Genomic DNA, 23,491 nt, shown 5'->3' on the forward strand with positions numbered 1-23,491 from the left:
TCAATTAAATGTTGACACATGTTTGACAATTAAGTATCATAAACATCGTAAATGAAAATGATTATCAATTCTACATAAGGGGGGTACAAGCTATGCTTAAAAAAGGATGGATGATTACGTTACTAGCAGTCATGATGATCCTTGCAGCTTGTGGAACTAACGGAGGAAATACAAATAACCAGGAATCAACAGGAGATGACTCTTCTGAAAGCTCAGAAACTCGTACAGTGGAACACGCAATGGGTGAAACCGAAGTGCCTGCTGAACCAGAGAAAGTCGTTATTCTAACAAATGAAGGGACAGAAGCTCTTCTTGCACTAGGTGTAACACCAGTTGGTGCCGTTCAATCTTGGTTAGGGGATCCTTGGTACGAACATATCTCTGAAGATATGAAAGACGTCGAAGTAGTTGGAACAGAAAGTGAAGTTAACCTTGAAGCAATCGCTGCTCTTAAACCTGATCTCATCATCGGTAACAAGCTACGTCAAGAAGCTGTTTATGATCAACTAAGCTCAATCGCTCCTACTGTTTTCTCTGAAACGTTGAAAGGCGACTGGCAAGAAAACTTTAACTTCTATTCAAAAGCAATGAACATGGAAGACAAAGGGAAAGAAGTTATGAACGCTTATAATGAGCGTATCGATTCAATGAGCTCTGAACTTGGTGAGCAACTAGACAAAAAAGTCTCTGTTGTTCGTTTCCTTGCAGGAACAACAAGAATCTACTATAAAGATTCATTCTCAGGTGTAATTCTAGAACAGCTAGGCTTTGCTCGACCTGAATCACAGCAAAAAGAAGACTTTGCTGAAGAAGTAACAAAAGAACGCATCCCAGAAATGGACGGAGATGTCCTCTTCTACTTCACTTATGAAGCTGGAGATGGTGAAGCTAACTCAACAGAAGAAGAATGGACGAACGATCCATTATGGAACAACCTCGAAGTTGTTAAAGAAGGAAATGTTCATGAAGTGAGCGATGCTATCTGGAACACGTCAGGCGGCGTTATTTCAGCAAACAAAACACTTGATGACATCGAAAAAATTTTCTTGAAGTAATCTAAAACCCGGTCTGTGACCGGGTTTTTCATTTTTTATCAAGCTAGACAACCTTTGACAACCCTCCACAAATTTTTCTTTACAAATATAGCAAGAAGACAGGTCTATCTCAGGTATAATAGAAGAAAGACTTCAATAGGAGGGGACATACAGATGCCGAATGTTTGGACGCATATCCTGTTCGGAGAAGATGCGATGACGGAATCCGGCCTGTGGAATTCGATCAAATGCCACCTCCCATATTTTCGCCTTGGAGCTCAAGGGCCGGACCCTTTTTTCTATCATAATTTTTGGCCATGGAAAGAAACACCCGTTCAAGAGATCGGTGAGGTTCTTCATAAAAAAGAGTGTGGTCCATTCCTCATCGATATGATCGAATACGGAAGAAATGGAGATGCGCGACTGCAGGCTTATATTCTTGGTTTCGTTACTCATCATATCCTTGACCGCAATACTCATCCTTACATTCATTATCGAGCAGGGCTTGAAGGAAACAAGCACCAACGTCTCGAGATCATCATCGATACACTCTTGATGAAAGAATATAAAGACATCGATACATGGAAAACACCCGTCTACAAAGAAATCGATATCGGTCCTTCGCTTTACACTCCAATCGAACAGATGCTTTCTGAGCTTGTTCAGCGATTTTATCCCGAGAGCGCAGCTCGCATGCCCGCTCGCTACATCGAGCAATCTTATCACGACATGGTCCTTGCACTAAGGCTCTTATTCGATCCATACGGCTGGAAAAACAAAGTGCTGAGGAAGCAGGTGTCCTCTTTTTCATATAGGAAAGAAGTGGGCGATGAGGACTATCTAAATGAAGAAGGCAACGAATGGCTCCATCCTTCTGTGAAAGAAGAGAAGTCGAGCGCAACTTTCGAAGAACTTCTTGAACAGGCAACCGATGAGGCGACAACGATTCTCCCTCTCATTCATGACTATTGGCACAACGAGGAAAATTGTACGAGAGATTTAAAGGACCTGATCGGTAACCGCTCCTATGACACAGGGAAGGACTGCACGCTCCCTCTACCACTCAAACACTTTAGCCCGATCGTATAAAAAAACGCCTTTCCCCATTCATTGGGAAAAGGCGTTTTCTATAGGTGTATGCCATCTTGAACCATCGCTTCCCTCGCTTCTGCTTTCCCTTTGTCGATATTCACCTTATGCAGCAGAATGATCCCTGCTATGAAAAAGAAGACGATCGAGAATATTCCGAGACGACTAGATCCGGTTAGCTGCCCGATAAATGCGAATAAGAAAGGTCCGAATATTGCAGAGAATTTTGCTGAGATACCGTAAAATCCGTAAAACTCTGCATGACGATGCTCCGGCACCATACTTCCGAAAATGGAACGGCTAAGAGCCTGTGCCCCTCCTTGCACGAACCCAACCATAAAAGCAAGGATATAGAAATGGAGAGCCGTACTCATGAAATACCCCAGAAAAACGATGACGACATATATCCAAAGTGAGAACAACAGCGCTTTTTTTGGCGTGATCTTCTTCGCCAACCATCCAAAGAAAAACGCACATGGTATCCCGACGAACTGAGTGATCAAAATGGCGGCAATAAGATCATTCGCATTGATTCCAATGTCGCGACCGTAGATCGTTGCCATTTTGATGATTGTCGAAATCCCATCGTTATATAGCCAGAAAGCAATTAAAAAGATTAGGAGATGTTTGTATTGATTGATTTCTTTGAACGTCGTTCCAACCCGTTTGAACCCTATGGTCAAATATGAACCATTTAATTGCGGCTGCGTCTTCTTCTCTTCTTTCACATTCTTGAACATGGGTATGGAAAAGAAAAACCACCACAATCCTACAGTCACAAAAGAGACCTGTGTCGCTACGAGTGTATTCGGTAAAAAGAACCAAGAAGGGTTTAATATCATCAATAGATTAATAAGAAGTAGGATCCCACCACCGATATACCCAAATGCATACCCTCTAGCAGATATCCGATCGATTTCTCCCTCTTTCGCTATTTCAGGTAGGAACGCGTCATAAAAGACGTTGCTCCCAGAAAACCCGATCGTCCCTAAAATGAGTAATAGAGATGCTAAAAGGTACCCACCTTCCCCAACAAACGCCATGAGTATGCTTGAAAGAATACCCATATAAGCAAAGAAGCGGAGAAATTTCTTTTTGGAATTTGAATAGTCAGCGATTGCACCGAGTAATGGAGCTAGAATAGCAACGATCAAGACAGCGATCGATTGAGAGTACCCCCAGTAAGAAGAAGCTAGACTTTTGTCTATATTCTTAGCTGCAACATCATAGTAAAATACCGGCAAGACTGCTGCCATCATCGTTGTGGCAAATGCAGAGTTCGCCCAGTCGTACATCATCCAGCTTCGTACTTCCTTATTGTTCATATCGTTCCCTCCATCGGCTAGTTTGGGGTAATCCTAGCTATCTATGATATGAAATGATTAATTACTCTTGTCATGCCCATTTAGTCCGAGTACACTAACGGTAGATTAGGGAAACGGAGGGTTCTCATTGGACCGTAAAGACATAGAAAAAAAAGTAATTGAAAATTACCAGCGTGATGAAAATATGATGATTCTTGTATTTGCACAGTGGTGTGTAAATAACGATTTAAACCCTGAATCACTCTATGAAACGGCTTATCCTGATCAAATAAAAAACCCGGCACTAAAACAAAGTCTTGAACTGATCGTTGCAAAAGAAGAATCCGAGCATATACCTGACCAAACTGTTTTAAGTATCCTCTCTCTTTACGGAAACGACGATCTTGCTTACGTCGTTTCTGAAGAAATTGAACGAAAATCAAAGAAAAAATAACGCTACAACGATTATTTCCCTGAAAATACTAAACTCGTATCAGTATATTCGTTACTACGTTGAAACTTCCCTTCTCAAATATAGGAACCTGTGCGATACAGGTTCCTATTCATCTCGAAACAACGTAACGAGAGCGTGCGTGCCGTTATCTTCTCCTCCTCTTTCTGCTAAATCTTCATACAATTTCTTAGAAAGCTCCAGTCCCGGCGTTAACATTCCCATCTGCTTTGCGGATTCGAGCGCAATGGTCATATCTTTTATAAAGTGCTTCACGTAGAAGCCCGGTTCCAACTGGTTAGCAATCATTCTTGGCGCAAGGTTACTTAAAGACCAGCTCCCTGCAGCCCCCGACTCGATACTCTTCAAAACCGTCCTAGGATTTAGCCCAGCCTTTTCAGCATAGACGATCGCTTCACATACACCGATCATGTTCGTAGCAATTGCGATTTGATTGCACATTTTCGTATGCTGTCCTGCTCCTGCTGGTCCCTGCAAAACAATATTTTCACCCACTACGTTAAAAATGTCCTCAACTTGTTCGAATACTTCTAGTTCTCCGCCTACCATGATAGACAATCTTCCTTCTCTTGCACCGACATCTCCACCTGAAACAGGAGCATCGAGGGTATATAGCTTATTCGAGAGGCCGAGTTGATAGATTTCTTCAGCTAGGGCTGGACTCGATGTCGTAAAATCGATCAAAATTGAACCTGGACGTGCGTTCGAGATGATGCCTTGATCTCCAATATAAACTTCTTCCACATCACTCGGATAACCCACCATCGTCATGACGACGTCTGAAGCAGAAGCAAGTTCTGCAACGGAGCTTTGCCACTCTGCTCCCTCTTCTAACAGCTCGGAAGCTTTCTCCTTTGTTCTCGTGTAGACCAGCGTGCGATAACCTGCTTTTAGTAGATTTCGTACCATACTTTTACCCATTACGCCTGTACCAATAAAGCCTAGTACTGGTTTTTGTTTCTGAGAATCCATTATTTCCGCCTCTCTCTCCCATAAATTTCTTTCTTCTATCCTCTCTTCATCGTACACTAAAAGAGAGGTGAAATCATGATGAAAACAAGTAGTTTTGCGGGTCTATTTTTATGGGTCGCTTTTGTAGTAACAAAGCTCCTCACTACTCCGATCGATACGCTGCAGTATGTGATGATGCTCTTGATGTTTGCCTATCTCGTTCTCGTTCCGCTGACACTTCACTTAGTTCAGCAAAAGAAAAATATCTTTTATCGCTATGCAGCCAGACTGCAGCCTTTAGCTGCTATTTCAGCTGGTGCTTCATTCTTTTTAGAACAAGGCACACTCGCTGTCATCCTAGCAGTACCGTGGCTAGTAACCACAATCCTCATCGCACTCTATGGGGTTAGCTTGGTCTTGCAAACGTGGAAGAAAATCAGAACCAATAGCGTATTGATTCAGCTCGGGCTTATGTATATTAGCATTGGAGGCTTTTGGCTCGTCCTGCACAGATCAGGCGTTCAAGTGCTACACTTTAGTGATGTGATCGTCCTGCTTACGTCGATTCATTTTCATTATGCAGCATTCGTCACACCGATCATGATGGCTTTTCTAGGAAAGCACTTGATTACATATGCACCAAACATAAAGCCGTGGTTTACAATTATCGCTGTTCTTGTTCTGTTAGGTCCGCCCTTCATTGCAGTAGGAATCACGTTCTCAAACACATTGCCAGTTCTTGAATTCATTTCTGTAGTGGAGTTCGTGACACCTTTGATCGTTTTTGCTGTCCTTTGTCTCGTATACCTCGTACCAAAACTTGAGTTTTCCGTTCAGATGCTTTTATCGATTTCATTCATGTCGCTTTTGTTTTCGATGAGCTCTGCGATGATTTACGGTTTCGCTCATGTGAATGAAACTGTTATTCTCGGGATTCCGCTCATGGTCTTCTTTCATGGCTTTGTAAACACGTTTGGATTCACGTTATTTGGACTTCTAGGAGTAACGGTCCTTCAAGAAGCAGATTCACTATCTACTAAAAGAACCAGCATCTCGATATGAGATGCTGGTTTGCAGTTTGTTAAGGAACCTAGAATTATGTTCACCCTACAACGTAGGAGTATGAAGACCTCTTGCTTTCCTGTGGACGAACGCCCGAGCCTCAAAGCGGACAAAAACCGCCCCCTCCGAGTCTCAAACGCCCGTTGGACCACGGGAGTCAAGAGGTCTTCACTCCTACTAGAATACTATTAAACCATGTTAAACTTTCCGACCTATTATGCTAGCAAATTCTTCTCACCCTCATTTTGAGTTTGTATATTTATAAAAAACACCTTATAAAACCGTACCATAACGCTCTAAGGAAGTTCGACTCCTGCGGTGCGGGACGGATCCGCAAGAGCATAGGCGAGGAAGCTCAATTCCAGCCCCGCTGAAAGCCACCAACACTACTTTTCCTTATTCAAGATATCTCTGAAGACATTCTCAACAAACTGAAAACCAGCATCTCAGTATAAGATGCTGGTTTCGTCTTTTATATATTCTTTAATGCGCCAGCTACTTTTGCTACGCGTGCACCGAGTCTGCTAGCCATTGTTAATTCTACTTCTACAGGTGTTCTTGATCCATCAGCTCCTGCAACGGTCGATGCTGCGTAAGGTGAGCCGCCGATGCCCTCAGTCGTGAGCTGCTCTGGATTTTCACCATACGGAAGACCAACATAGATCATACCGAAGTGCATCAGAGGCACGAACGTTGTGACTGCAGTAGTTTCTTGACCTCCGTGAATGGATCCAGTACTTGTCACTACAGCTGTTGCTTTACCTTCTAGCTCACCATTCATCCAGAGTGAACCAGCAGAGTCAAGATACTGCTTCATTTGTGCTGGCATCGAACCATAACGAGTCGGGATGCCCCAAATGATGCCATCAGCCCAACGAAGGTCGTCATGTGTCGCTTCAGGAATGTTATCTTGTGCTTCCTGTGCATCAACGTATGGTTGCTGTGCAGACATCGCTTGTTTAACCGCATCGAATTCCGGAATTTTTACTAACTTTACTTCTACATCTCCAGCACCTTTGGCACCTTCAGCTACAGCTTGCACCATCTGATAAATATGACCATAAGCACTGTAATACGGGATTAAAATTTTTGTACTCATTACGAACACTCCCTATTAGAAATAAATTTTTTAAATCACTCGGACTCAACTATCTCTACTTCAAGATACTTTCCCTGCAAATGTAACTTTAAACATGAAATACACTCTAATTCAAGAATCTTCAATTCGAGATAAAAGGGCGAAAGAAGCTTAAAGCTTCTCCGCATAGTGACCTAGCTTCTTCATCAATGAGATGGCTGTTTCTTTTTCAGATTCATCTAGCCCAGCAAAAATTTTCTGAAGCTTCAACTCATGCTCAGGGAAGATGCGATCCATTAATGCCTTCCCTTCGTCTGTTACCACAGCATGTGTGATTCGACGATCATTCGGGCAAGGATTTCTTTTCAAATAGCCTTTAGATTCTAATTTATCTACCACATACGTAATACTTCCACTTGCAAGTAGGATTTTCTCCCCTATTTGTTGAAGTGGTTGACTACCTTTGTGATATAGAAGTTCCAATACTGCAAACTCTGTTGGATTTAAACCGTGATTTTGAATGTCCATCTTCACTTGATCGGTCACTGATCGAGTGGCCCTAGCCATAACAATAAACAGCTTTAGTGATAATTCTCTGTCTAATGATTCACTCATAATGTTCACCCTTATCAATCGTTGCTTTTATCTTGAATTCAAGATAATTATACAAAGGTTGGTATCCATTGTCAAGAAAGTCATAGATAGCTTTTCATGCAGTTATCGCTATACTAAATAGTAGAAGAACGAAGGACGTGATGAAACTTGCTTACCGTTACAACTCACAACGATGTTACTGCAATTAAAGGGTCTGTCAAACGCGGAGGAATCTCCATGAGCGTTTATCTTTACATGGTGGATCAGCTTCTTATCGATACAGGTCCTGCAAGGTTACACGATGAACTGAAACAGTATATTGAAAAACAACCGATCGATAAAATCATTCTCACACATCATCATGAGGACCATACTGGCAATGCACACCTCTTTAGTAAAGGTATACCGACCTACATTCATTCAACAGGGATACAGTACTGCGAGCAAAAGCCGAGCCTTCCTTTTTACCGTAAAATGTTCTGGGGAAATCGAAAAGCGTTCACCCCAACAATACTAGGTGATGAGATTCATTCAGAACACCATGCGTTCGATGTCATCCACACGCCAGGACATGCACCTGATCATGTGGTTCTTCTCGAGAGGGAGAAAGGTCTCCTTTTCTCCGGTGATCTATACGTAATGAGCAGACCGAAAAGTATTTTTGCATTTGAGTCGATTCCAGGTATTATCGATTCGATCGAAAACGTCTTAACGTATGACTTCTCTACGATGTTTTGCTCTCATTCCGGATATATACCTAACGGACGGAACCGTCTAGAGGAAAAGCTAACGTATTTAAAAACCGTGCAACATGATGTACTTAGAAAATACCAAGAAGGAAAATCGGCTTCAGAGATTCAAAAAGAGCTCTTTCCTTCTGCTCACGCTCTTAATTATTTTTCACTCTTTGAAAACTCTCCAAAGCATATCGTGACTTCGATCATCAAAGATAGCGCACAGACTGTATAATAAAAAAACTGCCGAACAACGGCAGTTTTCTCTATGTTTCAATCAATCTTTTCATCAACTCGTCTGCAGCTGCAAGGCCTGAACGCGCTGCGCTTTCTACCCTTGTTCTGCCCGAAGAGTCGTCTCCGTAAAGAAATGCGTCGCCTGCTACGATTACATCTTCCTCATCTGATACGGCGAGAAATGGTGCTGTATGAACGTTTTCTGCCTGCGCATATCGCCATTTCTTTATTTGGTATGCCGTAATCGTCTCAGGCCGAATAATTGTTGAGGTCAGGTTTAGCAAATCCTCTTTGATCGTTGCGTCACTTTTATCATACAATGCTTTTGACCGCTCAGGCGTTGCATAGATGCTGATGATTCTCTCATTCGATATCCCTTTTGCATAGCTATCCGTCACCCGCTCAATTCCTTCAGATAAGTGAGCATCCTGATGACCTGAATGAGGAAGCCCCGTTTCTTCCTCTTTGTTCACCGTTAACAGCGCAACGACCGCAGGACTAAATCGTAAGCTCTGAAGAGTTTCCTCCGCCTCTTTACTCATCCGGAGGTCGCTTTGTTTTAAAAGCTGTCCCGTTTGTGGAGCTGGCGGGGTCATTAGGATCGCTCTTGCCCTTACTTCGCTCTCGTCCTCTGATCTTAGTACATACTCGTTATGTTGTTTTATGATGTGGTGCACTTTGAATTGAAGCTTCAGTGGTATGCCTTTGGATACGTTTTTCACAAGCTGGTTCATGCCTTCTATCCCTTTGTATCGAGCGTACTTCTCACCGAACCATCGTTCCACCCAGCCTTTCTTACTCCACTCATCGACATGAGATTGAAACTCGGATGATCTTACTGTGAAAAATTGTGCACCATGGTCAGCTCTTCCACCATCGATTCGCCTCGTTGCCATTCGGCCACCGACACTTTTACTCTTATCGATCACAATGACAGAGAGTCCTTGCCCCTCCAATTTTCTAGCTGCAAGAACGCCAGATAATCCTCCACCTACGATTGCGACATCATATGTTCTCATTGAAACAACACACGATATTCGCCGTAGCCTTCTTCCTCTAACTGTTCTTTCGGAATAAACTTCATCGCTGCAGAATTGATGCAGTACCTGAGTCCGTTCTCACCTGGACCGTCATTAAACACGTGACCAAGATGGGAATCCGCTTCATTACTACGTACTTCCGTACGAATCATAAAGTGACTGAAATCCTTTTTCTCTTTTACAAAGTTTTTGTGAATCGGTTGTGTGAAGCTCGGCCACCCACATCCCGCGTCATATTGATCAGTTGAACTGAATAAGGGCTCTCCTGAAACGATATCAACATAAATTCCTTGTTTTTCATTATCATAGTATTCGTTTTGAAAAGGACGCTCTGTTCCATTTTTTTGCGTTACTTCATACTGGATATCGGTTAGCCGCTCACGAAGCTCATCGTCATTCTTCTGAAATGACCAGTTATTTTCGATGAATGCTTTTCTCCCTGACCCTTTTTTATAACGATTGTAGTGAGCAGGGTTCTTCTTATGATAATCCTGATGGTAATCTTCAGCAGGATAAAAAGGTTTTGCAGGAAGAATTTTTGTTACGATTGGTTTTGAAAAACGACCGCTTTCTTCTAGCGCTGTCTTTGATTGTTCTGCTAACGTCTGCTGGTCCTCGTTATGGTAATAAATTGCGGTTTTATACGTATCACCACGATCGAAGAATTGCCCCCCATCATCAGTAGGGTCGATTTGGCGCCAAAAGAGATCAAGGAGCTTACTATATGGGAAAATAGCAGGGTCATACGTAATCTGAACAGCTTCCACATGACCGGTCTCTTTAGAAATCACTTCCTCATAAGTTGGATACGGTTTTTCTCCACCCGTATAACCTGATACTACACTTTGAATTCCTGGCAGCTCATCGAACGGTTCTACCATACACCAGAAACATCCTCCGGCAAATGTCGCTACTTCACTTTTTGGGTTATTCATTCTCTACCACTCCAATACAGAGGATTTACTAATAAGATATCCTGAACACCGACTATTTTTCCAGAAACTTGTTTCAAGATAGCGCTTTCAATAAATATTCACTGCTTCCCAATAAATCTGATAAACTGAACTTGTATGATTATAAACGGATAAAGGAGATTATATATGACCACCTTTCATGAAAATTTACAAAAGTATGCTGACCTTGCCGTTAAGGTCGGGGTTAACATCCAAAAAGGACAAACCCTTGTCGTAAACGCACCGCTTACTTCAGCTGATTTTGTTAGAAGAATTGCTGAAAGTGCCTATGACGCAGGAGCTAAGAACGTACACGTCGAGTGGAATGATGAAACATTAACTCGAATCAAATACGAAAAAGCTCCAGATGAAGCATTCAAAGAGTTCCCAATGTGGAAGGCAAAAGGTTTTGAAGAACTAGCAGAAAACGATGCTGCTTTCCTTTCGATCGTTTCTTCGAATCCTGACTTATTGAAAGGCATCGACCCTGAACGCATATCGAATGCCAGCAAAACGGCGGGTAAAGCCCTAGAAAAGTACCGTGATTACATCATGTCAGATCACAACAGTTGGTCAGTTGTTGCTGTTCCTTCTAAACAATGGGCTGCTAAGGTTTTCCCTGATTCGCCAGAAGATAAGCAAGAAGAGCTGTTATGGGGAGCTATCTTTGACGCAACGCGCGTCTCAACGGGAGATCCGGTTCAAGCTTGGAAAGAACATAGCGCAAACCTCGAGCAAAAAGTAGATTACTTAAATGAAAAGCATTACAGCAAGCTTCACTACCGTGCACCTGGAACTGACTTAACGATCGAGCTTCCTGAAGCTCACCAGTGGGTAGGTGGAATCAGTGAAAATGTTAAGGGAGACCACTTCGTCGCGAACATGCCAACTGAAGAAGTGTTTACGATTCCGCACAAACATGGCGTTAATGGTGTCGTGACCTCAACGAAACCACTAAGCTATGGTGGTACTGTAATCGAAGAGTTTTCATTAACGTTTGAAGGAGGACGCATCGTCAAAGCAGAAGCAAAATCGGGTGATGAGACCTTGCAACATCTACTCGATACGGATGAGGGTGCACGATACCTAGGAGAAGTTGCTCTCGTGCCCCACGACTCCCCGATCTCGAACGTAGATACGATCTTTTTTAACACCTTGTTCGATGAAAATGCTTCGAATCACCTTGCAATCGGAAATGCGTATTCCTTCTGTTTAGAAGGCGGAAAAAACATGTCGAAAGAAGAGCTTGAAGCAGCAGGTGCTAACGAAAGTGTGACGCATGTCGATTTCATGATCGGTTCTGAAGAAATGGACATCGATGGAATTAAGAGCGATGGTACGAGCGAACCGGTCTTCAGGAACGGCAACTGGGCTTTTTAATCGTAGACTTAAAGCTAACGAGATTACTCGTTAGCCTTTCTTTTGAGCAGTGCCAAACTGTATCTGCCTCACTGCCGTCACGCTAGGAATTTTACTCGATTTGCTTTATACTTGAGTAAATCTATAGGAATTTCTGTCATTCGTAGAGGAGGCAATATCATGAGTGCAAAGGTTTATATCATACATGAGAATGAAGAATGGACGGAACCTTTAAAAGTTCATCTAGAAAAACTCGGAGTTCCGTTTGAAGACTGGTTTTTACACGAGGGATCGCTTGATTTAACAACTGTTCCTCCAGAAGGAGTTTTTTATAACCGAATGAGCGCTTCTTCACACACAAGAGGTCATCGCTATGCGCCTGAATATACGGCTGCAGTGCTCTCCTGGCTTGAAAGCCACGGACGTTTGGTACTGAACGATCGTCGTGCGCTAGCACTTGAAGTAAGTAAAGTTGCGCAATACAATGCGCTCAGACAACACGGAATTACAACACCAAAAACCATTGCCGCCGTAGGTAAAGATCCGCTTATCGAAGCAGCCGACAACTTCGATGGTCCGTTCATCACAAAGCACAACCGGGCAGGGAAAGGCCTCGGTGTCCAGTTATTCCAAAGCAAGGATGCATTGAAGCAGTATGTAGAAAGCGATGACTTTGAAGAGTCGATCGATGGGATCACGCTTCTCCAAGATTATATTGAATCTCCTGACTCCTCGATCACTCGGTGTGAATTTGTCGGCGGTGAGTTTTTATATGCCGTCCGCGTAGATACATCTGAAGGATTTGAACTTTGCCCAGCAGACGTTTGCCAGGTTGGCGATTCGTTTTGCCCAACTACTGAAAAACCAAAGTTCGAGATCATCAAGGACTTCGACCATCCTATTTTGAAAAACTATGAATCTTTCTTGAAAGCGAACGGTATTACTTTCGCAGGAATCGAGTGCATAGAGAACAAAAATGGCGAATTATTCACGTACGATGTGAACACAAATACAAATTACAACCCAGATGCAGAGAGAGTAAGTAATCTTTCTGGAATGCGAGAAATTGCCAAGACGCTAGAACATGCACTAGCGCAAGTGCAACTATAATTGCTAAGCTGTCGAGTAGCCTCGGCAGCTTCTTTCTATGTATAGATGTCTATACCTCTAGTTAGGTAGGATATGCGTATCATCTTCTCACTTTGAAACTCGAGCATACACTTTAAGAGTGAGGGAGGTGTGTACGTTGAATGGATTACTAGCTAATATAAGCCTTATGCCTAAGAAGAAAACACCTCCATATTGGAAAGAGCTTAAAAAGGAGTTAAAAGAAGCGCGCAAAGGAACTCACATAGAAAAGACTAAGAAGCTTTCACAGGAAGATAAAAGGGTGTTACATGCGATCAGAACCCAAACCAAGCTTGCTAATCGTGACAATATCACTCGGACAAACGCTTATTTACGTTTCTATTTGGAGTACGAAGAAATTCACTGGTCTCTTCTTGCGCATATGGTTTCAAGAAATGCAGGTTGGACGATGACAGACTTAAAAGGAGAGTACTTGCCTATCATTCTCTCTCCTTCTAAACGAGACGATTTTTTCTCGTTTTTAGAACGGGGAAACTGGTTGATCTTTCAAGATGCGTACCCTCAACTATTGATCTACAAATATAGTATTCTTCAGTCGAAGCCGCTGTTTTACCTACTGCCTCATCTCCATGTTTCATCGTTTATGGAAGTGATCTGGACTTACTATTGGAAAACCAATGACCCTCACTTGCTTACAAGTGCATTAATCATCAATGAACAAAACTATATCGATTCCCGCATCATTCAGAATAATCATTTCAAAACTGCTGTCTTGAATACATTAGCGTTTCAGCTTCAGGATGTACTGAATACGAATACGATTTTGTTCCCGATGAAGGATGGAAAGAACGTGTTGTTATCAGGGGCAACCGTACACCACTTTTCGCATCTAAGAGAGCGAATCAAGTTTGGAAAGCATCTCTACTATCTACTGTTCTCAAAGAAAGCTACCACGGATGCGGTCCTTGATTGGTGCGTACACCACCCTCATACAGGGTCTAGAAAAGACTACTGGAATCATCTTTTTCACCATGTAAAAGAAGGAATTCCAGGTGAGAAAAGGGTATTAACTAATTGTGAGGTTCAAACCGGACCTCGTATTTTTAGTCCTGAATTAACAGTCTGGAAGGAAGTCGCGCATCAATCACCGACCATACATGACTGGTTCACAAGTGGGGACTGCTTAAACGATCTTATTCCGTCAGAAATCGATTCATCTGGTAACATTCAGCGAATTCACTGTCGTACTCTTGAAATGCTCGAAAAAATCACATTACTACATACGATTGGGTTGATTCCATGACGTTTGCGGCACTAGGCATCGAAATCAAGAACCTAAGAAAATATAGAGGATTCTCTCAAAAGGAATTAAGTAGAGGCATTTGCTCTCAGGCTCAGATCAGTAAGATTGAAAAAGGGGACGTTTATCCACTGGCTCCAACTCTCTACGAACTTTCAAATCGACTCGGTGTCGATATTAATTACTTCTTCGAAAGAACGTTGATCGAAAGGATCGATTATGTTCATGAAGTCTATCTTCAAGTAAGAAATGCGATTAAAGAATTTGACTATAAAAAGGTTGAGGAGATCGTTCGAACAGAACTTCGCAATCCACTTTATCATCAAAACTTGGAATTCAAGCAGTTCATTATGTGGCACAACGGTATTTGTCAGTATCACCTCTACCAAGAAGCGCATTCCGCCATTTCTATGATCGACCAGGCATTTAAGCTAACGTATACGAACAAATATTATAGTGAAAGAGAGATTGAAATTCTAAATAGTAAAGGCATCATCTATTTACTTACAGAACAACTCTCGCTAGCTATTTCATTGTATAAAGAGCTGATCGAACAACATAATCGCTTGAAGCGAGTACTCGATCATACAGTTAAGATACGGTTGTTTTACAATCTTGCGAAAGCCCTTAGTAATAATAATGAACATGATGAATCGATTACGATCTGTAAACGGGGGATCGATTATTGTATCCATACCAACAGCATGTATTTATTTGGACAACTGCACTTCCAGATTGGCTTTAATCACCATCTAAATGGAGAAGAAAGGGAATCCATCAAGCATTTCGAAAAAGCGCACACGATATTCGATTTACAAAACCAAGAAGAACTTAAAGCACACGTGGAGAAGGAATTTCTTCAGGGCACGGTGTGAGGCAAACGACATGAGCTAACGATTAAAGCAGGCCGTTTAGGTTTTCTAAACAGCCTGCTTTTATTAAAAGAAGTCCATGAAGTTCGTTTTTTGATTCGATACAATTCTTTCAAGTTTTCTTACGTCTTGCTCAGGTCCTTCGATTAAACCTGCTTCATAAAGAAATGCTGGCTTTTGATATCCCATCATCACTGCTGTTAAGGTATTGATGTTGCAGCGAAGCCCTCGCTTTGGCGGGTGGGCACATGAACTATTCTGGTTATCTCCACGGAACACCTTCACCTTGTCTTCTTCAAGTAGATATGTACCATTGTTCCATTCTGCATGTTCATCATATACATGTAGAAAGAGGGTTTCTCCCCCTGTGGTCAGGGGATACTCGTTAAGAAAGCCTTCAGCATCTACGATTCGAGCCATAAAATATGGTTCTACTTCCGTTTTAAGCTTTGGATTTTCAAGTAGGTATGGCAGCTGATCGCTTTCGTCTAACAATAGCGTTCCACCATCGACCATCGAGTCATGCTGACATAAGTAGTTCCACAAACCTCTTCTAGCATCTCCATCGAGGGCAACGAATTCTTCCACCTCAAGATTACGATCTTTCGCTTTGTAAAAAACATACCCCATCAATTTACCTTCACCATTTCGATACGTTGCGAACTGATAACCATCAGAATAAACGCGAGTCTTCCACCAGTCATCATCACGTTCTAACATTCCATTAAATTTAGCAGCGAACGCCTCGTAGATGGGGTTGAGCTGCTCGAACATATCCTCGATTGCAATCCTTCGAACGGTTCCACTTGCAGCAGGAAGTTGTTTAAAATCCTCTTTTTTTAGCGTGACTTTCTTCCAATCACTAAAGATCTCCCACCCGAACTTACGATAAAAGGCGATGTTAAATGGATGTAGGAACGATACCGTTTGCCCATTCTCTTTCATCTCTGATAGCGAATGGCGAAGGAGCTTTGCAACCTTTCCGCCTCTTCTATACTCTGGGTATGATGCTACAGAAGCGATCCCTCCCATTGCAAACCGCTTTCCTGCTATCCACGTGTGCAGATCGATAATATGGATTTTTGCTGCTAAGTTTCCATCTTCAAACTCTCCCCACACAGTATGCTCGCTGTATGCTTTTAGCTTTTTATCTAGCTCTTCTTTCGGTACATCATATTGAAACGCATACTCTGAGAGGCGTATGACATCCATCATTTCAGACTTATTTAGTTTTCTCATGACTGCTCCCTCCATTTCCTTATCCTTAGAGAACCATAACAAGCGTTTGATGTTTCGATAATATGTGTAGAATTTTCGAACATTTATGGTATACTAATTGTAACAAAACATTCACAATTAAATGTTGAGTTTAGTTTATAAATACTTTTGAAAGCGGTATCAATTAAGGAGTGGATCTCATGGACGTATTTATGGTTTACTTATTTGTTATTACAGCAACGCCATTATTTCTTTGGAAAGACTATCGAAAGCTTGCATATATCCACACGCCATTCATAGTTGCCAACTGGGCTCTTCTCATCTTCTATATTGGCGGAGGTATGACACCAGCTGCTCATACAATTTTTATCACACTGTTTGTGATCAATGTATTGTTTGCTCACCTAGCTGCATTCCTTCTGTTTGCGCTGCCAATTATCCGCGAACGTGCAGCTGCAAAAAAAGTATCTTCGATGGAATAATAAAAACACCGTCCACCCCTTGAGGTGAACGGTGTTTTCGTCTTACATAGGCATATGCATATGATCCATACCAAATGACATAACCCAGATCGAACCGGCTACTACTGCAACCGCGATAAACAAGGAGTATAGAATCGTTCCCACTTGATACTTACTATCTTCGCTCTCTGAAATATGCATAAACATGAGGAGCTGGATAGCCGCTTGAAAAAGCGCGAGTGCAACGACAACAACGATGATCATCGTGTTGCTTAGTCCAGATTCAAAGCCTACCCATAGTGCAAATAAGGTCAAGATGATTGAAAGAGCGAATCCAATAACGTGACTCCATGGGAAATGGCTGTGAGTTTGCTCGTTATTCGCCATCTTACATCACCATCCCTAGTAAATAAACTGCTGTGAAAATAAAGATCCATACAACATCAAGGAAATGCCAATAAAGACTTGATATAAATACTTTTCTTGACGTGTCTGGAGTTAAACCACGTTGCTTTAACTGAATCAAGATAAGAGCGATCCAAGCGATACCCATCGCGACGTGGGCACCATGCGTACCAGTCAGTACGAAAAATGCAGACCAGTAAGCGCTAGTCGTTAATGCCGCTCCTTCATGAATGTAATGAATGAATTCATATATTTCAAAGCCGAGGAACGATAGTCCAAGAGCCAGGGTAATCCCAATCCATAGGACTAGCCCTTTTAATGAATGACGTCTCATATAATGAATTGCGAGTCCACAAGTAAAACTACTTGTTAATAGCAAGAAAGTCTCGATTAGTACACCTTTTACTTCAAATAGATCTGCCGGTACAGGACCACCTGCTGTGCGCCCGTCTAATACAAAATAGGTCGCAAAAAGCGTGGAGAAAAGCGCGATCTCTGCACCAAGAAAAATCCAGAAGCCGAGAATATTAAGACGACCCGTTTCCGTCTGGTACTCTAAAGGCGTATTTGGAGAATGTTCAACTGCATCCATCTGTCACGCCTCCTTTATTTGGTAGTCTGTTCAAGTTTTTCAATTTCTTCTACGCTCACGTAGAAGCCTTTATCATAATCAAACGAACGCATCACCATCGTTGCTAGTACTCCAATTAGTCCAGCAATCGACATCCAGTGCCAAGAGAAGACCATACCGAATCCAGAGATAAAGAAGAACGTACTCATGATAATCGGTACACCAGAGTTACTTGGCATATGAATCGGTTTATATGGCTTCTTAATTTTATCTGTTCCTTCTTTCTTTGCAATCCAATAAGCGTCATGTCCTTTAACTTCAGGCACATGTGCAAAGTTATAGAACGGAATTGGTGCTGCAGTTGACCACTCAAGCGTTCTACCATCCCAAGGATCTCCAGTTGTCTCACGTGGAGAGTAACGGAAGCTATAGTAGATGTTATAAACAAGAATCAAGAATCCGATTCCCATTAGAATACCACCCATAGTTGCTAAAACGTTCAAGCTCATCCAACCATCTGCTGCGCCATACGTGTAGACACGACGCGGCATTCCCGCAAGACCAAGGAAGTACATCGGGAAGAAACATAAGTTGAATCCTGCTACGAAGATCCAGAATGTCCACTTGCCTAGCTTTTCGTTTAAGCGGTGGTTGAACATTTTTGGATACCAGAAGTGTAGTCCTGCAAAACAAGCATACACAGTACCCGAGATCAATACATAGTGGAAGTGAGCGACTAGGAAGTACGTATTATGGTACTGGTAGTCAGCTGCTGCCATTGCAAGCATGACTCCTGTCACCCCACCGATAACAAAGTTTGGTATGAAGGCGAGTGACCATAGCATCGCTGATGTGAATCGGATCCTACCTTTATACAAGGTGAATAGCCAGTTAAAGATCTTCACACCCGTTGGCACGGCAATGAGCATCGTCGTGATGGAGAAGAACGAGTTAACTGCTCCTCCTGCTCCCATCGTAAAGAAGTGGTGAACCCAAACAAGGAAGCTCAGCCCTGCGATTACGACCATTGAGTAAACCATTGCTTTGTATCCGAAAATGGTTTTACGTGCAAACGTACTGATAATTTCTGAGAACATACCGAACGCTGGAAGAATAACGATATAGACTTCAGGGTGACCCCAAATCCAGAAGAGGTTTGCCCATAGCATCGGCATACCGCCGTCCATCAATGTAAAGAAATGACTTCCGAACAAACGGTCGAATGTCATAAGTGCTAGAGCTACTGTAAGCACTGGGAATGCGAAGATGATGATCACACATGTGATCAAGGTTGACCAAGTGAAGATCGGCATCTTCATAAGCGTCATTCCAGGTGCTCTCATTTTCAGTATCGTCACGAGGAAGTTAATTCCTGTTAACAATGTACCGATACCCGCGATCTGTAAGCCGAGTAAGTAATAGTTTTGTCCTACGCTTGGACTCAGCTCTAGTCCTGCTAATGGAACATAGCTTGTCCACCCAGCAGAAGGAGATCCTCCGATAACGAATGAAATATTAAAGAGCATTGCTCCCATAAAGAACGTCCAAAAGCTTACCGCGTTAAGAAACGGATAGGCTACGTCCCTCGCTCCAATTTGGAGAGGAATAACGACGTTCATTAAACCAATTAAGAACGGCATGGCCATGAAGATAATCATGATCGTACCGTGAGTTGTAAAAATTTCGTTGTAGTGAGTGGAGTCCAGGAATCCTGCGTCCGGAACTGTGAGCTGCGCTCTCATCAAGAGGGCATCTACACCGCCTCGGAATAACATAAGGACTGCAGCGATCACATACATGATACCTAATTTCTTATGGTCAACAGTCGTGAGCCACTCTGTCCAAAGCCACTTCCATTTCTTGAAATATGTCAGAACAAAAATGACGCCGATCAACGTTAACGCAATAGAAACATCGGCACCATATATAAGTGGATCACCTGTGACGAAAAATTCATCCCATTTCATGGTGACTTCCTCCTTCCTTAGTGCGACTCAGAGTGAGTGCCTTTATCTTCAGATTTCGAATGTTCATCATGGTTTTCATGTCCTTCATGGCTGTCATGACTTTCATCATCTTTGTGATCTTTATGTTCGTCGTGACCCTCATGTCCACCGTGAGATCCATGTGAATTTCCTTCTTTATACTCATCTAACGGGAGACCATTCCGTACTCTTGTTGCATATTCTGCATCCATACCGTGATCGACCCATTGAAGGTGCGTTGAGGAGAATGTCATTTCTTCAGCATGACCTTTTAACATCAACTCGTTGTATTTTTCTTGAGTTAATTCAGGCGCGTCCTGTGCCTCATCAACCCATTCTGCATACTCTTCTTCCGTTTGAGCTGTGACAGTAAACACCTGCTCTGTGAAGCCTTCACCTGTGAAGTTCGAGTTTCGGCCTCGATACTCTCCTGGTTCATCTGCCTGTAAATAAAGTTCTGTCATCATTCCGGACATCGTATATTCCTGACCACCTAATGATGGAATCCAGAATGATCCCATTGAATCAGCAGAAGCAAGCTTGAATAAGATAGGACGATCTTCTGGAATGTGGATGTAGTTAACCGTTTCGATATCCTCTTCAGGATAGCTAAACACCCACTTCCAATCGACGGAAGTCGCATGAATAACAACAGGTTCTTTGTGAGCCGTTGCTTCAGGAGGCTCTTCTAGCGCATAGATTGTTTTTACTGTTGGGATTGCAAGTGCAATCAAAATAATAATCGGAATAACCGTCCAAACAATTTCTAAAAATACATTTCCTTCAATTTCTGGAGGTTCATATTCAGGTCCGCTTTTTCGCTCTCTATATTTTACAAGTATGACTGTAAACAGAACGAAAACGACAACAACTATAAACAGCATTAATCCAATGGAGAAAAGAATCAGATTTGCTTGTTGTTCCGCTACGGGTCCTTTTGGATCAAGCACAGTTAAGTTGCTACAGCCGCTCAGAACAATGACAGACATGAACAGGGCGAAAGCTAGCATCGACTTTATTCGCTTCACCGCAAGGCCACCTTCCTTTCTTTCTCTATAGTAAAATCATAATTTCAACCTGATAAAACCGCTTAATGACAGTGCTTCGCAGTATCAACTATTATTCTAGCAGGGCAATAATAAAAATGTGATACACATCACAATGTGTCAAAAGTTGCTCAAGTTTCTATCACTTTTTCGACACATTTCGTACAAACTTTGTACATAATTGTGGAATTTTTTAACCTTAGTAGGCGAGTTTTTCCTAGGGCAGGCAAGTTTATTGAACAACTGTATTATTGTTTGATACAGTTGTCGAGGAACAAAGGTTGTTTGAAAGGAGATTATCATGGATTTACAAATGAAAAATAAGCTAGCCGTCGTTACGGGCTCTACTTCTGGAATCGGAAAAGGTATCGCCGAGGTATTGCTTAAAGAAGGAGCAAACGTCATCGTCAATGGTCGTTCAAAGGAACGTGTAGATAGTGTGGTTAAAGAGCTATCTTCATTCGGAGAGGTGTACGGCATTGCAGCAGACCTTTCACTACAGCATGAAAGTGAGCGTTTTGTTGAAGAAGTACACAAACACGGCGCAGTAGATATTCTTGTTAACAATATGGGAATGTTTGAAGTCAAACCGTTCGATCAAGTGACAGATGAAGAATGGATGACTTATTTCCAAACAAATGTCATCAGTGCAGTGAGACTTACTCGAAACTTCCTGCCATCTATGCTTGAAAGGAATTCAGGAAGAGTGTTGAACATCGCAAGTGAAGCGGGAGTAAAACCACTTTCTCAAATGATTCCATATTCCGTTTCAAAAGGTGCGATGATCAGCCTTTCACGTGGCCTTGCTGAAACGACGAAAGGAACGAACGTTACTGTTAACTCCGTTTTACCAGGACCAACCTGGACTGAGGGGGTAGCTGGCTTCATGAAAGGCGCTGCTGCAGAAGAGAATAAAGATCTAGAGCAATTTACGAAAGATTATTTCAAAGACAATGAACCAACATCTCTTATCCAACGCTTCGCAACAGTAGAAGAAGTTGCAAACACAGTGGCATACCTCGCATCTCCATTATCTTCAGCGATCAATGGATCAGCTCAACGAGTTGAAGGCGGCATTATTCGATCTGTATAACAAAAAGCCTGGCCATTCGGCCAGGCTCTTTCATTTTATATGGTGATATGGTTCTTAATGTTCCATTTCGTTACTTCAAACTTAGCCTCACCTTCGGATTTAAATAGAAGGCTCTCATCTTCTTCAGAAGGAAAGTAGCGCGAAGTGAAAACTTCTTCCCCACCGTTAATAAACACCTCAATCGATGAAGAATCCACGTAAAAACGCAGTTGTGTAACAGAATCCATCTTACAGCTTCTAGACTCTTCCGTTCCATCAACAAAGCTATTCCGTTTAAAAGTAAGCAGCTTTTCATCAGCATCGTATACCATCTCTGCTGCGTTTCTAAACGTAACCGAGAAAGATCCCTTTACCTCTTTTACGTTGACGAGCAATTCATATACCTTGCCATTAAGCTCTTCTCGCTCCATCTGCTCATTGTAGAGGCTCGCTTCAACTTCCGTTTTGTTCTGACGCATGTCGTTTAGCTCTTCCACCGGTAGTTGAATCAGCTTTCCGTCTCGGTAGTGAAGTTCCCGAGGAATCGTCAGCGTATGGATCCATTTATGCTTTCTCGTCGGATGATGCTCTTCATCCTGTTCCGGTACACCCATCCATCCGATAAGGAGACGTCTACCTTCTTCATCCTCGGTCGTTTGAGGTGCATAAAATTCAAATCCTCGATCGAGCTCAGTAAAGGCATCATGATCAAGGCGCCCTGTTTTATAATCGAGCTTTCCTGATAGATAACCTGTTTGATATACGTTTTGATAAGCGTAACCTTCTGGTTTAAGACCTTGAGGGGAAAAGAGCAGTACATCGCTTCCATCTAAGTGAAATAGATCCGGGCATTCCCACATGAATCCAAATTCACCAAGCTTCTTGTGTTTGGATGCTGTAACATCACCCTTCAGACTCCAGTTTCGAAGGTCAGTTGATTCGAATAGGACAACTCGCCCTTCTTCTTTGTTATTTTGTGCGCCAATCACCATGTACCAAGTATCTTCATGCTTCCACACCTTAGGGTCTCGGAAGTGTGCCGTGTATCCTTCTGGCAAATCAAGCACCACACCATTTTTCTTAAAATGAATACCATCGCTCGACTCTGCAATACATTGATAACTTTCACGATTTCCGTTTTCATCTTTCACGTTACCTGTATAAAACAGCAACATTTTATCGTCATGGCATATCGCACTACCTGAATAACATCCATCTTTGTCGAACCAGTCACCTGGTGACAATGCCGGGGAACGCAATGTCCAATTCACTAAATCATTTGATGTGTAATGACCCCAGAACTTAGCACCATGTCCTGTTTTAAATGGCATCCATTGGAAAAAGACGTGATATTCCCCATTCCACTGAATAAAACCATTTGGATCATTAAGAAGTCCAACAGGCGGCATAAGGTGGAAGTGCGGAAGATGCGGATCAGACATCACCGTGTCTCTGTGCACCTCCATGTCTTCAAGCGCTAACTGAATTAGTTCCTCATTTCTAGTCGTCATTTCGATCACCTAACTCGTTTATATTTGTAAAAGGGAGTCTAGGCAGACCCCCTT

23 protein-coding genes are annotated in these 23,491 nt (G+C 42.4%); 11 read left to right on the forward strand and 12 right to left on the reverse strand.

Features of this window, described 5'->3' with window-relative positions:
• Positions 1–92: 92 nt before the first annotated feature.
• Complete coding sequence (locus PFZ69_RS08190) at positions 93–1,055, forward strand: ABC transporter substrate-binding protein (RefSeq protein WP_270180514.1); 963 nt, start codon at positions 93–95, stop codon at positions 1,053–1,055.
• 153 nt (positions 1,056–1,208) lie between these two features.
• The gene (locus PFZ69_RS08195) at positions 1,209–2,123 is read left to right on the forward strand and encodes a zinc dependent phospholipase C family protein (RefSeq protein ID WP_270180515.1); all 915 of its coding nucleotides are present in this window, start codon (positions 1,209–1,211) and stop codon (positions 2,121–2,123) included.
• Positions 2,124–2,161: 38 nt separating this feature from the next.
• Here the strand turns inward: PFZ69_RS08195 and PFZ69_RS08200 are convergent, their stop codons facing one another.
• Entirely contained in the window at positions 2,162–3,448 is a 1,287-nt protein-coding gene (locus PFZ69_RS08200; protein ID WP_270180516.1) for an MFS transporter, read from the reverse strand.
• A gap of 127 nt (positions 3,449–3,575) precedes the next feature.
• Between PFZ69_RS08200 and PFZ69_RS08205 the strand changes: the two genes are divergently transcribed.
• Positions 3,576–3,881, forward strand: coding sequence for a hypothetical protein (locus tag PFZ69_RS08205; protein WP_270180517.1), 306 nt, complete (start codon positions 3,576–3,578; stop codon positions 3,879–3,881).
• A gap of 105 nt (positions 3,882–3,986) precedes the next feature.
• On the opposite strand, the gene PFZ69_RS08210 is transcribed toward PFZ69_RS08205, so the two are convergent.
• The gene (locus tag PFZ69_RS08210; RefSeq protein WP_270180644.1) at positions 3,987–4,910 is read right to left on the reverse strand and encodes an NAD(P)-dependent oxidoreductase; all 924 of its coding nucleotides are present in this window, start codon (positions 4,908–4,910) and stop codon (positions 3,987–3,989) included.
• Between the two features lie 36 nt (positions 4,911–4,946).
• On the opposite strand from PFZ69_RS08210, the gene PFZ69_RS08215 reads away from it, so the two are divergent.
• Complete coding sequence (locus PFZ69_RS08215) at positions 4,947–5,912, forward strand: YndJ family protein (RefSeq protein WP_270180518.1); 966 nt, start codon at positions 4,947–4,949, stop codon at positions 5,910–5,912.
• Positions 5,913–6,384: 472 nt separating this feature from the next.
• On the opposite strand, the gene wrbA is transcribed toward PFZ69_RS08215, so the two are convergent.
• Positions 6,385–7,011, reverse strand: a complete 627-nt coding sequence (gene wrbA / locus PFZ69_RS08220) for an NAD(P)H:quinone oxidoreductase (RefSeq protein WP_270180519.1) — start codon at positions 7,009–7,011, stop codon at positions 6,385–6,387.
• Positions 7,012–7,161: 150 nt separating this feature from the next.
• Positions 7,162–7,605 carry a MarR family winged helix-turn-helix transcriptional regulator gene (locus PFZ69_RS08225; protein WP_270180520.1) on the reverse strand — a complete coding sequence of 148 codons (444 nt, stop codon included), beginning with the start codon at positions 7,603–7,605 and terminating at the stop codon, positions 7,162–7,164.
• A 216-nt stretch (positions 7,606–7,821) separates the two neighbouring features.
• On the opposite strand from PFZ69_RS08225, the gene PFZ69_RS08230 reads away from it, so the two are divergent.
• The gene (locus PFZ69_RS08230) at positions 7,822–8,553 is read left to right on the forward strand and encodes an MBL fold metallo-hydrolase (RefSeq protein WP_270180521.1); all 732 of its coding nucleotides are present in this window, start codon (positions 7,822–7,824) and stop codon (positions 8,551–8,553) included.
• Positions 8,554–8,584: 31 nt separating this feature from the next.
• Here the strand turns inward: PFZ69_RS08230 and PFZ69_RS08235 are convergent, their stop codons facing one another.
• Together PFZ69_RS08235 and msrB are read right to left on the reverse strand one after the other, a co-directional pair.
• Positions 8,585–9,574, reverse strand: a complete 990-nt coding sequence (locus PFZ69_RS08235; protein WP_270180522.1) for an NAD(P)/FAD-dependent oxidoreductase — start codon at positions 9,572–9,574, stop codon at positions 8,585–8,587.
• The gene (gene msrB, locus PFZ69_RS08240; RefSeq protein ID WP_270180523.1) at positions 9,571–10,530 is read right to left on the reverse strand and encodes a peptide-methionine (R)-S-oxide reductase MsrB; all 960 of its coding nucleotides are present in this window, start codon (positions 10,528–10,530) and stop codon (positions 9,571–9,573) included. The genes PFZ69_RS08235 and msrB overlap by 4 nt, the downstream gene beginning before the upstream one ends.
• 165 nt (positions 10,531–10,695) lie before the next feature.
• Between msrB and PFZ69_RS08245 the strand changes: the two genes are divergently transcribed.
• The 4 genes from PFZ69_RS08245 to PFZ69_RS08260 all read left to right on the forward strand — a co-directional run bounded on the left by PFZ69_RS08245 (position 10,696) and on the right by PFZ69_RS08260 (position 15,171).
• A complete protein-coding gene (locus PFZ69_RS08245) occupies positions 10,696–11,928 on the forward strand; it encodes an aminopeptidase (RefSeq protein WP_270180524.1) in 1,233 nt (410 codons plus the stop codon).
• A gap of 159 nt (positions 11,929–12,087) precedes the next feature.
• Positions 12,088–13,017 carry an ATP-grasp domain-containing protein gene (locus PFZ69_RS08250; RefSeq protein ID WP_270180525.1) on the forward strand — a complete coding sequence of 310 codons (930 nt, stop codon included), beginning with the start codon at positions 12,088–12,090 and terminating at the stop codon, positions 13,015–13,017.
• 136 nt (positions 13,018–13,153) lie between these two features.
• Complete coding sequence (locus tag PFZ69_RS08255; RefSeq protein WP_270180526.1) at positions 13,154–14,299, forward strand: DUF2515 family protein; 1,146 nt, start codon at positions 13,154–13,156, stop codon at positions 14,297–14,299.
• Positions 14,296–15,171, forward strand: coding sequence for a helix-turn-helix domain-containing protein (locus PFZ69_RS08260; protein WP_270180527.1), 876 nt, complete (start codon positions 14,296–14,298; stop codon positions 15,169–15,171). The genes PFZ69_RS08255 and PFZ69_RS08260 overlap by 4 nt, the downstream gene beginning before the upstream one ends.
• A 63-nt stretch (positions 15,172–15,234) precedes the next feature.
• Here PFZ69_RS08260 and PFZ69_RS08265 read toward each other — a convergent pair whose 3' ends face one another.
• Positions 15,235–16,407: a GNAT family N-acetyltransferase gene (locus PFZ69_RS08265; RefSeq protein WP_270180528.1), complete on the reverse strand. Its 1,173-nt coding sequence runs from the start codon at positions 16,405–16,407 to the stop codon at positions 15,235–15,237.
• Between the two features lie 179 nt (positions 16,408–16,586).
• Here PFZ69_RS08265 and PFZ69_RS08270 point away from each other — a divergent pair, with 179 nt between their 5' ends.
• Positions 16,587–16,868, forward strand: a complete 282-nt coding sequence (locus tag PFZ69_RS08270; protein ID WP_270180529.1) for a spore morphogenesis/germination protein YwcE — start codon at positions 16,587–16,589, stop codon at positions 16,866–16,868.
• A gap of 42 nt (positions 16,869–16,910) precedes the next feature.
• Here PFZ69_RS08270 and qoxD read toward each other — a convergent pair whose 3' ends face one another.
• From qoxD to qoxA, 4 genes are read right to left on the reverse strand one after another with little or no spacing between them, the layout of a single operon-like run.
• Positions 16,911–17,234 carry a cytochrome aa3 quinol oxidase subunit IV gene (qoxD, locus tag PFZ69_RS08275; protein ID WP_270180530.1) on the reverse strand — a complete coding sequence of 108 codons (324 nt, stop codon included), beginning with the start codon at positions 17,232–17,234 and terminating at the stop codon, positions 16,911–16,913.
• A gap of 1 nt (position 17,235) precedes the next feature.
• Positions 17,236–17,844 (reverse strand): cytochrome aa3 quinol oxidase subunit III, encoded by a 609-nt coding sequence (gene qoxC, locus PFZ69_RS08280; protein ID WP_270180531.1) that lies wholly within the window; start codon positions 17,842–17,844, stop codon positions 17,236–17,238.
• A 14-nt stretch (positions 17,845–17,858) separates the two neighbouring features.
• Positions 17,859–19,790, reverse strand: a complete 1,932-nt coding sequence (qoxB, locus tag PFZ69_RS08285) for a cytochrome aa3 quinol oxidase subunit I (RefSeq protein WP_270180532.1) — start codon at positions 19,788–19,790, stop codon at positions 17,859–17,861.
• A gap of 17 nt (positions 19,791–19,807) precedes the next feature.
• Positions 19,808–20,818 (reverse strand): cytochrome aa3 quinol oxidase subunit II, encoded by a 1,011-nt coding sequence (qoxA, locus tag PFZ69_RS08290; protein ID WP_270180645.1) that lies wholly within the window; start codon positions 20,816–20,818, stop codon positions 19,808–19,810.
• Positions 20,819–21,155: 337 nt separating this feature from the next.
• Here qoxA and PFZ69_RS08295 point away from each other — a divergent pair, with 337 nt between their 5' ends.
• A complete protein-coding gene (locus tag PFZ69_RS08295) occupies positions 21,156–21,947 on the forward strand; it encodes an SDR family NAD(P)-dependent oxidoreductase (protein WP_270180533.1) in 792 nt (263 codons plus the stop codon).
• 35 nt (positions 21,948–21,982) lie between these two features.
• Here PFZ69_RS08295 and PFZ69_RS08300 read toward each other — a convergent pair whose 3' ends face one another.
• Complete coding sequence (locus PFZ69_RS08300) at positions 21,983–23,437, reverse strand: sucrose-6-phosphate hydrolase (RefSeq protein ID WP_270180534.1); 1,455 nt, start codon at positions 23,435–23,437, stop codon at positions 21,983–21,985.
• Between the last annotated feature and the right edge of the window lie 54 nt (positions 23,438–23,491).

It is taken from the genome of Alkalihalobacillus sp. CinArs1, assembly GCF_947387515.1.
GTDB lineage: Bacteria > Bacillota > Bacilli > Bacillales > Guptibacillaceae > Guptibacillus.

What these genes read in the sequence shown, in the direction of transcription:
- PFZ69_RS08190 (WP_270180514.1), top strand. Translation starts at nt 93, where the DNA reads ATGCTTAAAAAAGGATGGATGATTACGTTACTAGCAGTCATGATGATC.
- PFZ69_RS08195 (WP_270180515.1), top strand. Translation starts at nt 1,209, where the DNA reads ATGCCGAATGTTTGGACGCATATCCTGTTCGGAGAAGATGCGATGACG.
- PFZ69_RS08200 (WP_270180516.1), bottom strand. Translation starts at nt 3,448, where the DNA reads ATGAACAATAAGGAAGTACGAAGCTGGATGATGTACGACTGGGCGAAC.
- PFZ69_RS08215 (WP_270180518.1), top strand. Translation starts at nt 4,947, where the DNA reads ATGATGAAAACAAGTAGTTTTGCGGGTCTATTTTTATGGGTCGCTTTT.
- wrbA (WP_270180519.1), bottom strand. Translation starts at nt 7,011, where the DNA reads ATGAGTACAAAAATTTTAATCCCGTATTACAGTGCTTATGGTCATATT.
- PFZ69_RS08225 (WP_270180520.1), bottom strand. Translation starts at nt 7,605, where the DNA reads ATGAGTGAATCATTAGACAGAGAATTATCACTAAAGCTGTTTATTGTT.
- PFZ69_RS08230 (WP_270180521.1), top strand. Translation starts at nt 7,822, where the DNA reads ATGAGCGTTTATCTTTACATGGTGGATCAGCTTCTTATCGATACAGGT.
- PFZ69_RS08235 (WP_270180522.1), bottom strand. Translation starts at nt 9,574, where the DNA reads ATGAGAACATATGATGTCGCAATCGTAGGTGGAGGATTATCTGGCGTT.
- msrB (WP_270180523.1), bottom strand. Translation starts at nt 10,530, where the DNA reads ATGAATAACCCAAAAAGTGAAGTAGCGACATTTGCCGGAGGATGTTTC.
- PFZ69_RS08245 (WP_270180524.1), top strand. Translation starts at nt 10,696, where the DNA reads ATGACCACCTTTCATGAAAATTTACAAAAGTATGCTGACCTTGCCGTT.
- PFZ69_RS08250 (WP_270180525.1), top strand. Translation starts at nt 12,088, where the DNA reads ATGAGTGCAAAGGTTTATATCATACATGAGAATGAAGAATGGACGGAA.
- PFZ69_RS08260 (WP_270180527.1), top strand. Translation starts at nt 14,296, where the DNA reads ATGACGTTTGCGGCACTAGGCATCGAAATCAAGAACCTAAGAAAATAT.
- PFZ69_RS08265 (WP_270180528.1), bottom strand. Translation starts at nt 16,407, where the DNA reads ATGAGAAAACTAAATAAGTCTGAAATGATGGATGTCATACGCCTCTCA.
- PFZ69_RS08270 (WP_270180529.1), top strand. Translation starts at nt 16,587, where the DNA reads ATGGACGTATTTATGGTTTACTTATTTGTTATTACAGCAACGCCATTA.
- qoxD (WP_270180530.1), bottom strand. Translation starts at nt 17,234, where the DNA reads ATGGCGAATAACGAGCAAACTCACAGCCATTTCCCATGGAGTCACGTT.
- qoxC (WP_270180531.1), bottom strand. Translation starts at nt 17,844, where the DNA reads ATGGATGCAGTTGAACATTCTCCAAATACGCCTTTAGAGTACCAGACG.
- qoxB (WP_270180532.1), bottom strand. Translation starts at nt 19,790, where the DNA reads ATGAAATGGGATGAATTTTTCGTCACAGGTGATCCACTTATATATGGT.
- qoxA (WP_270180645.1), bottom strand. Translation starts at nt 20,818, where the DNA reads ATGCTAGCTTTCGCCCTGTTCATGTCTGTCATTGTTCTGAGCGGCTGT.
- PFZ69_RS08295 (WP_270180533.1), top strand. Translation starts at nt 21,156, where the DNA reads ATGGATTTACAAATGAAAAATAAGCTAGCCGTCGTTACGGGCTCTACT.
- PFZ69_RS08300 (WP_270180534.1), bottom strand. Translation starts at nt 23,437, where the DNA reads ATGACGACTAGAAATGAGGAACTAATTCAGTTAGCGCTTGAAGACATG.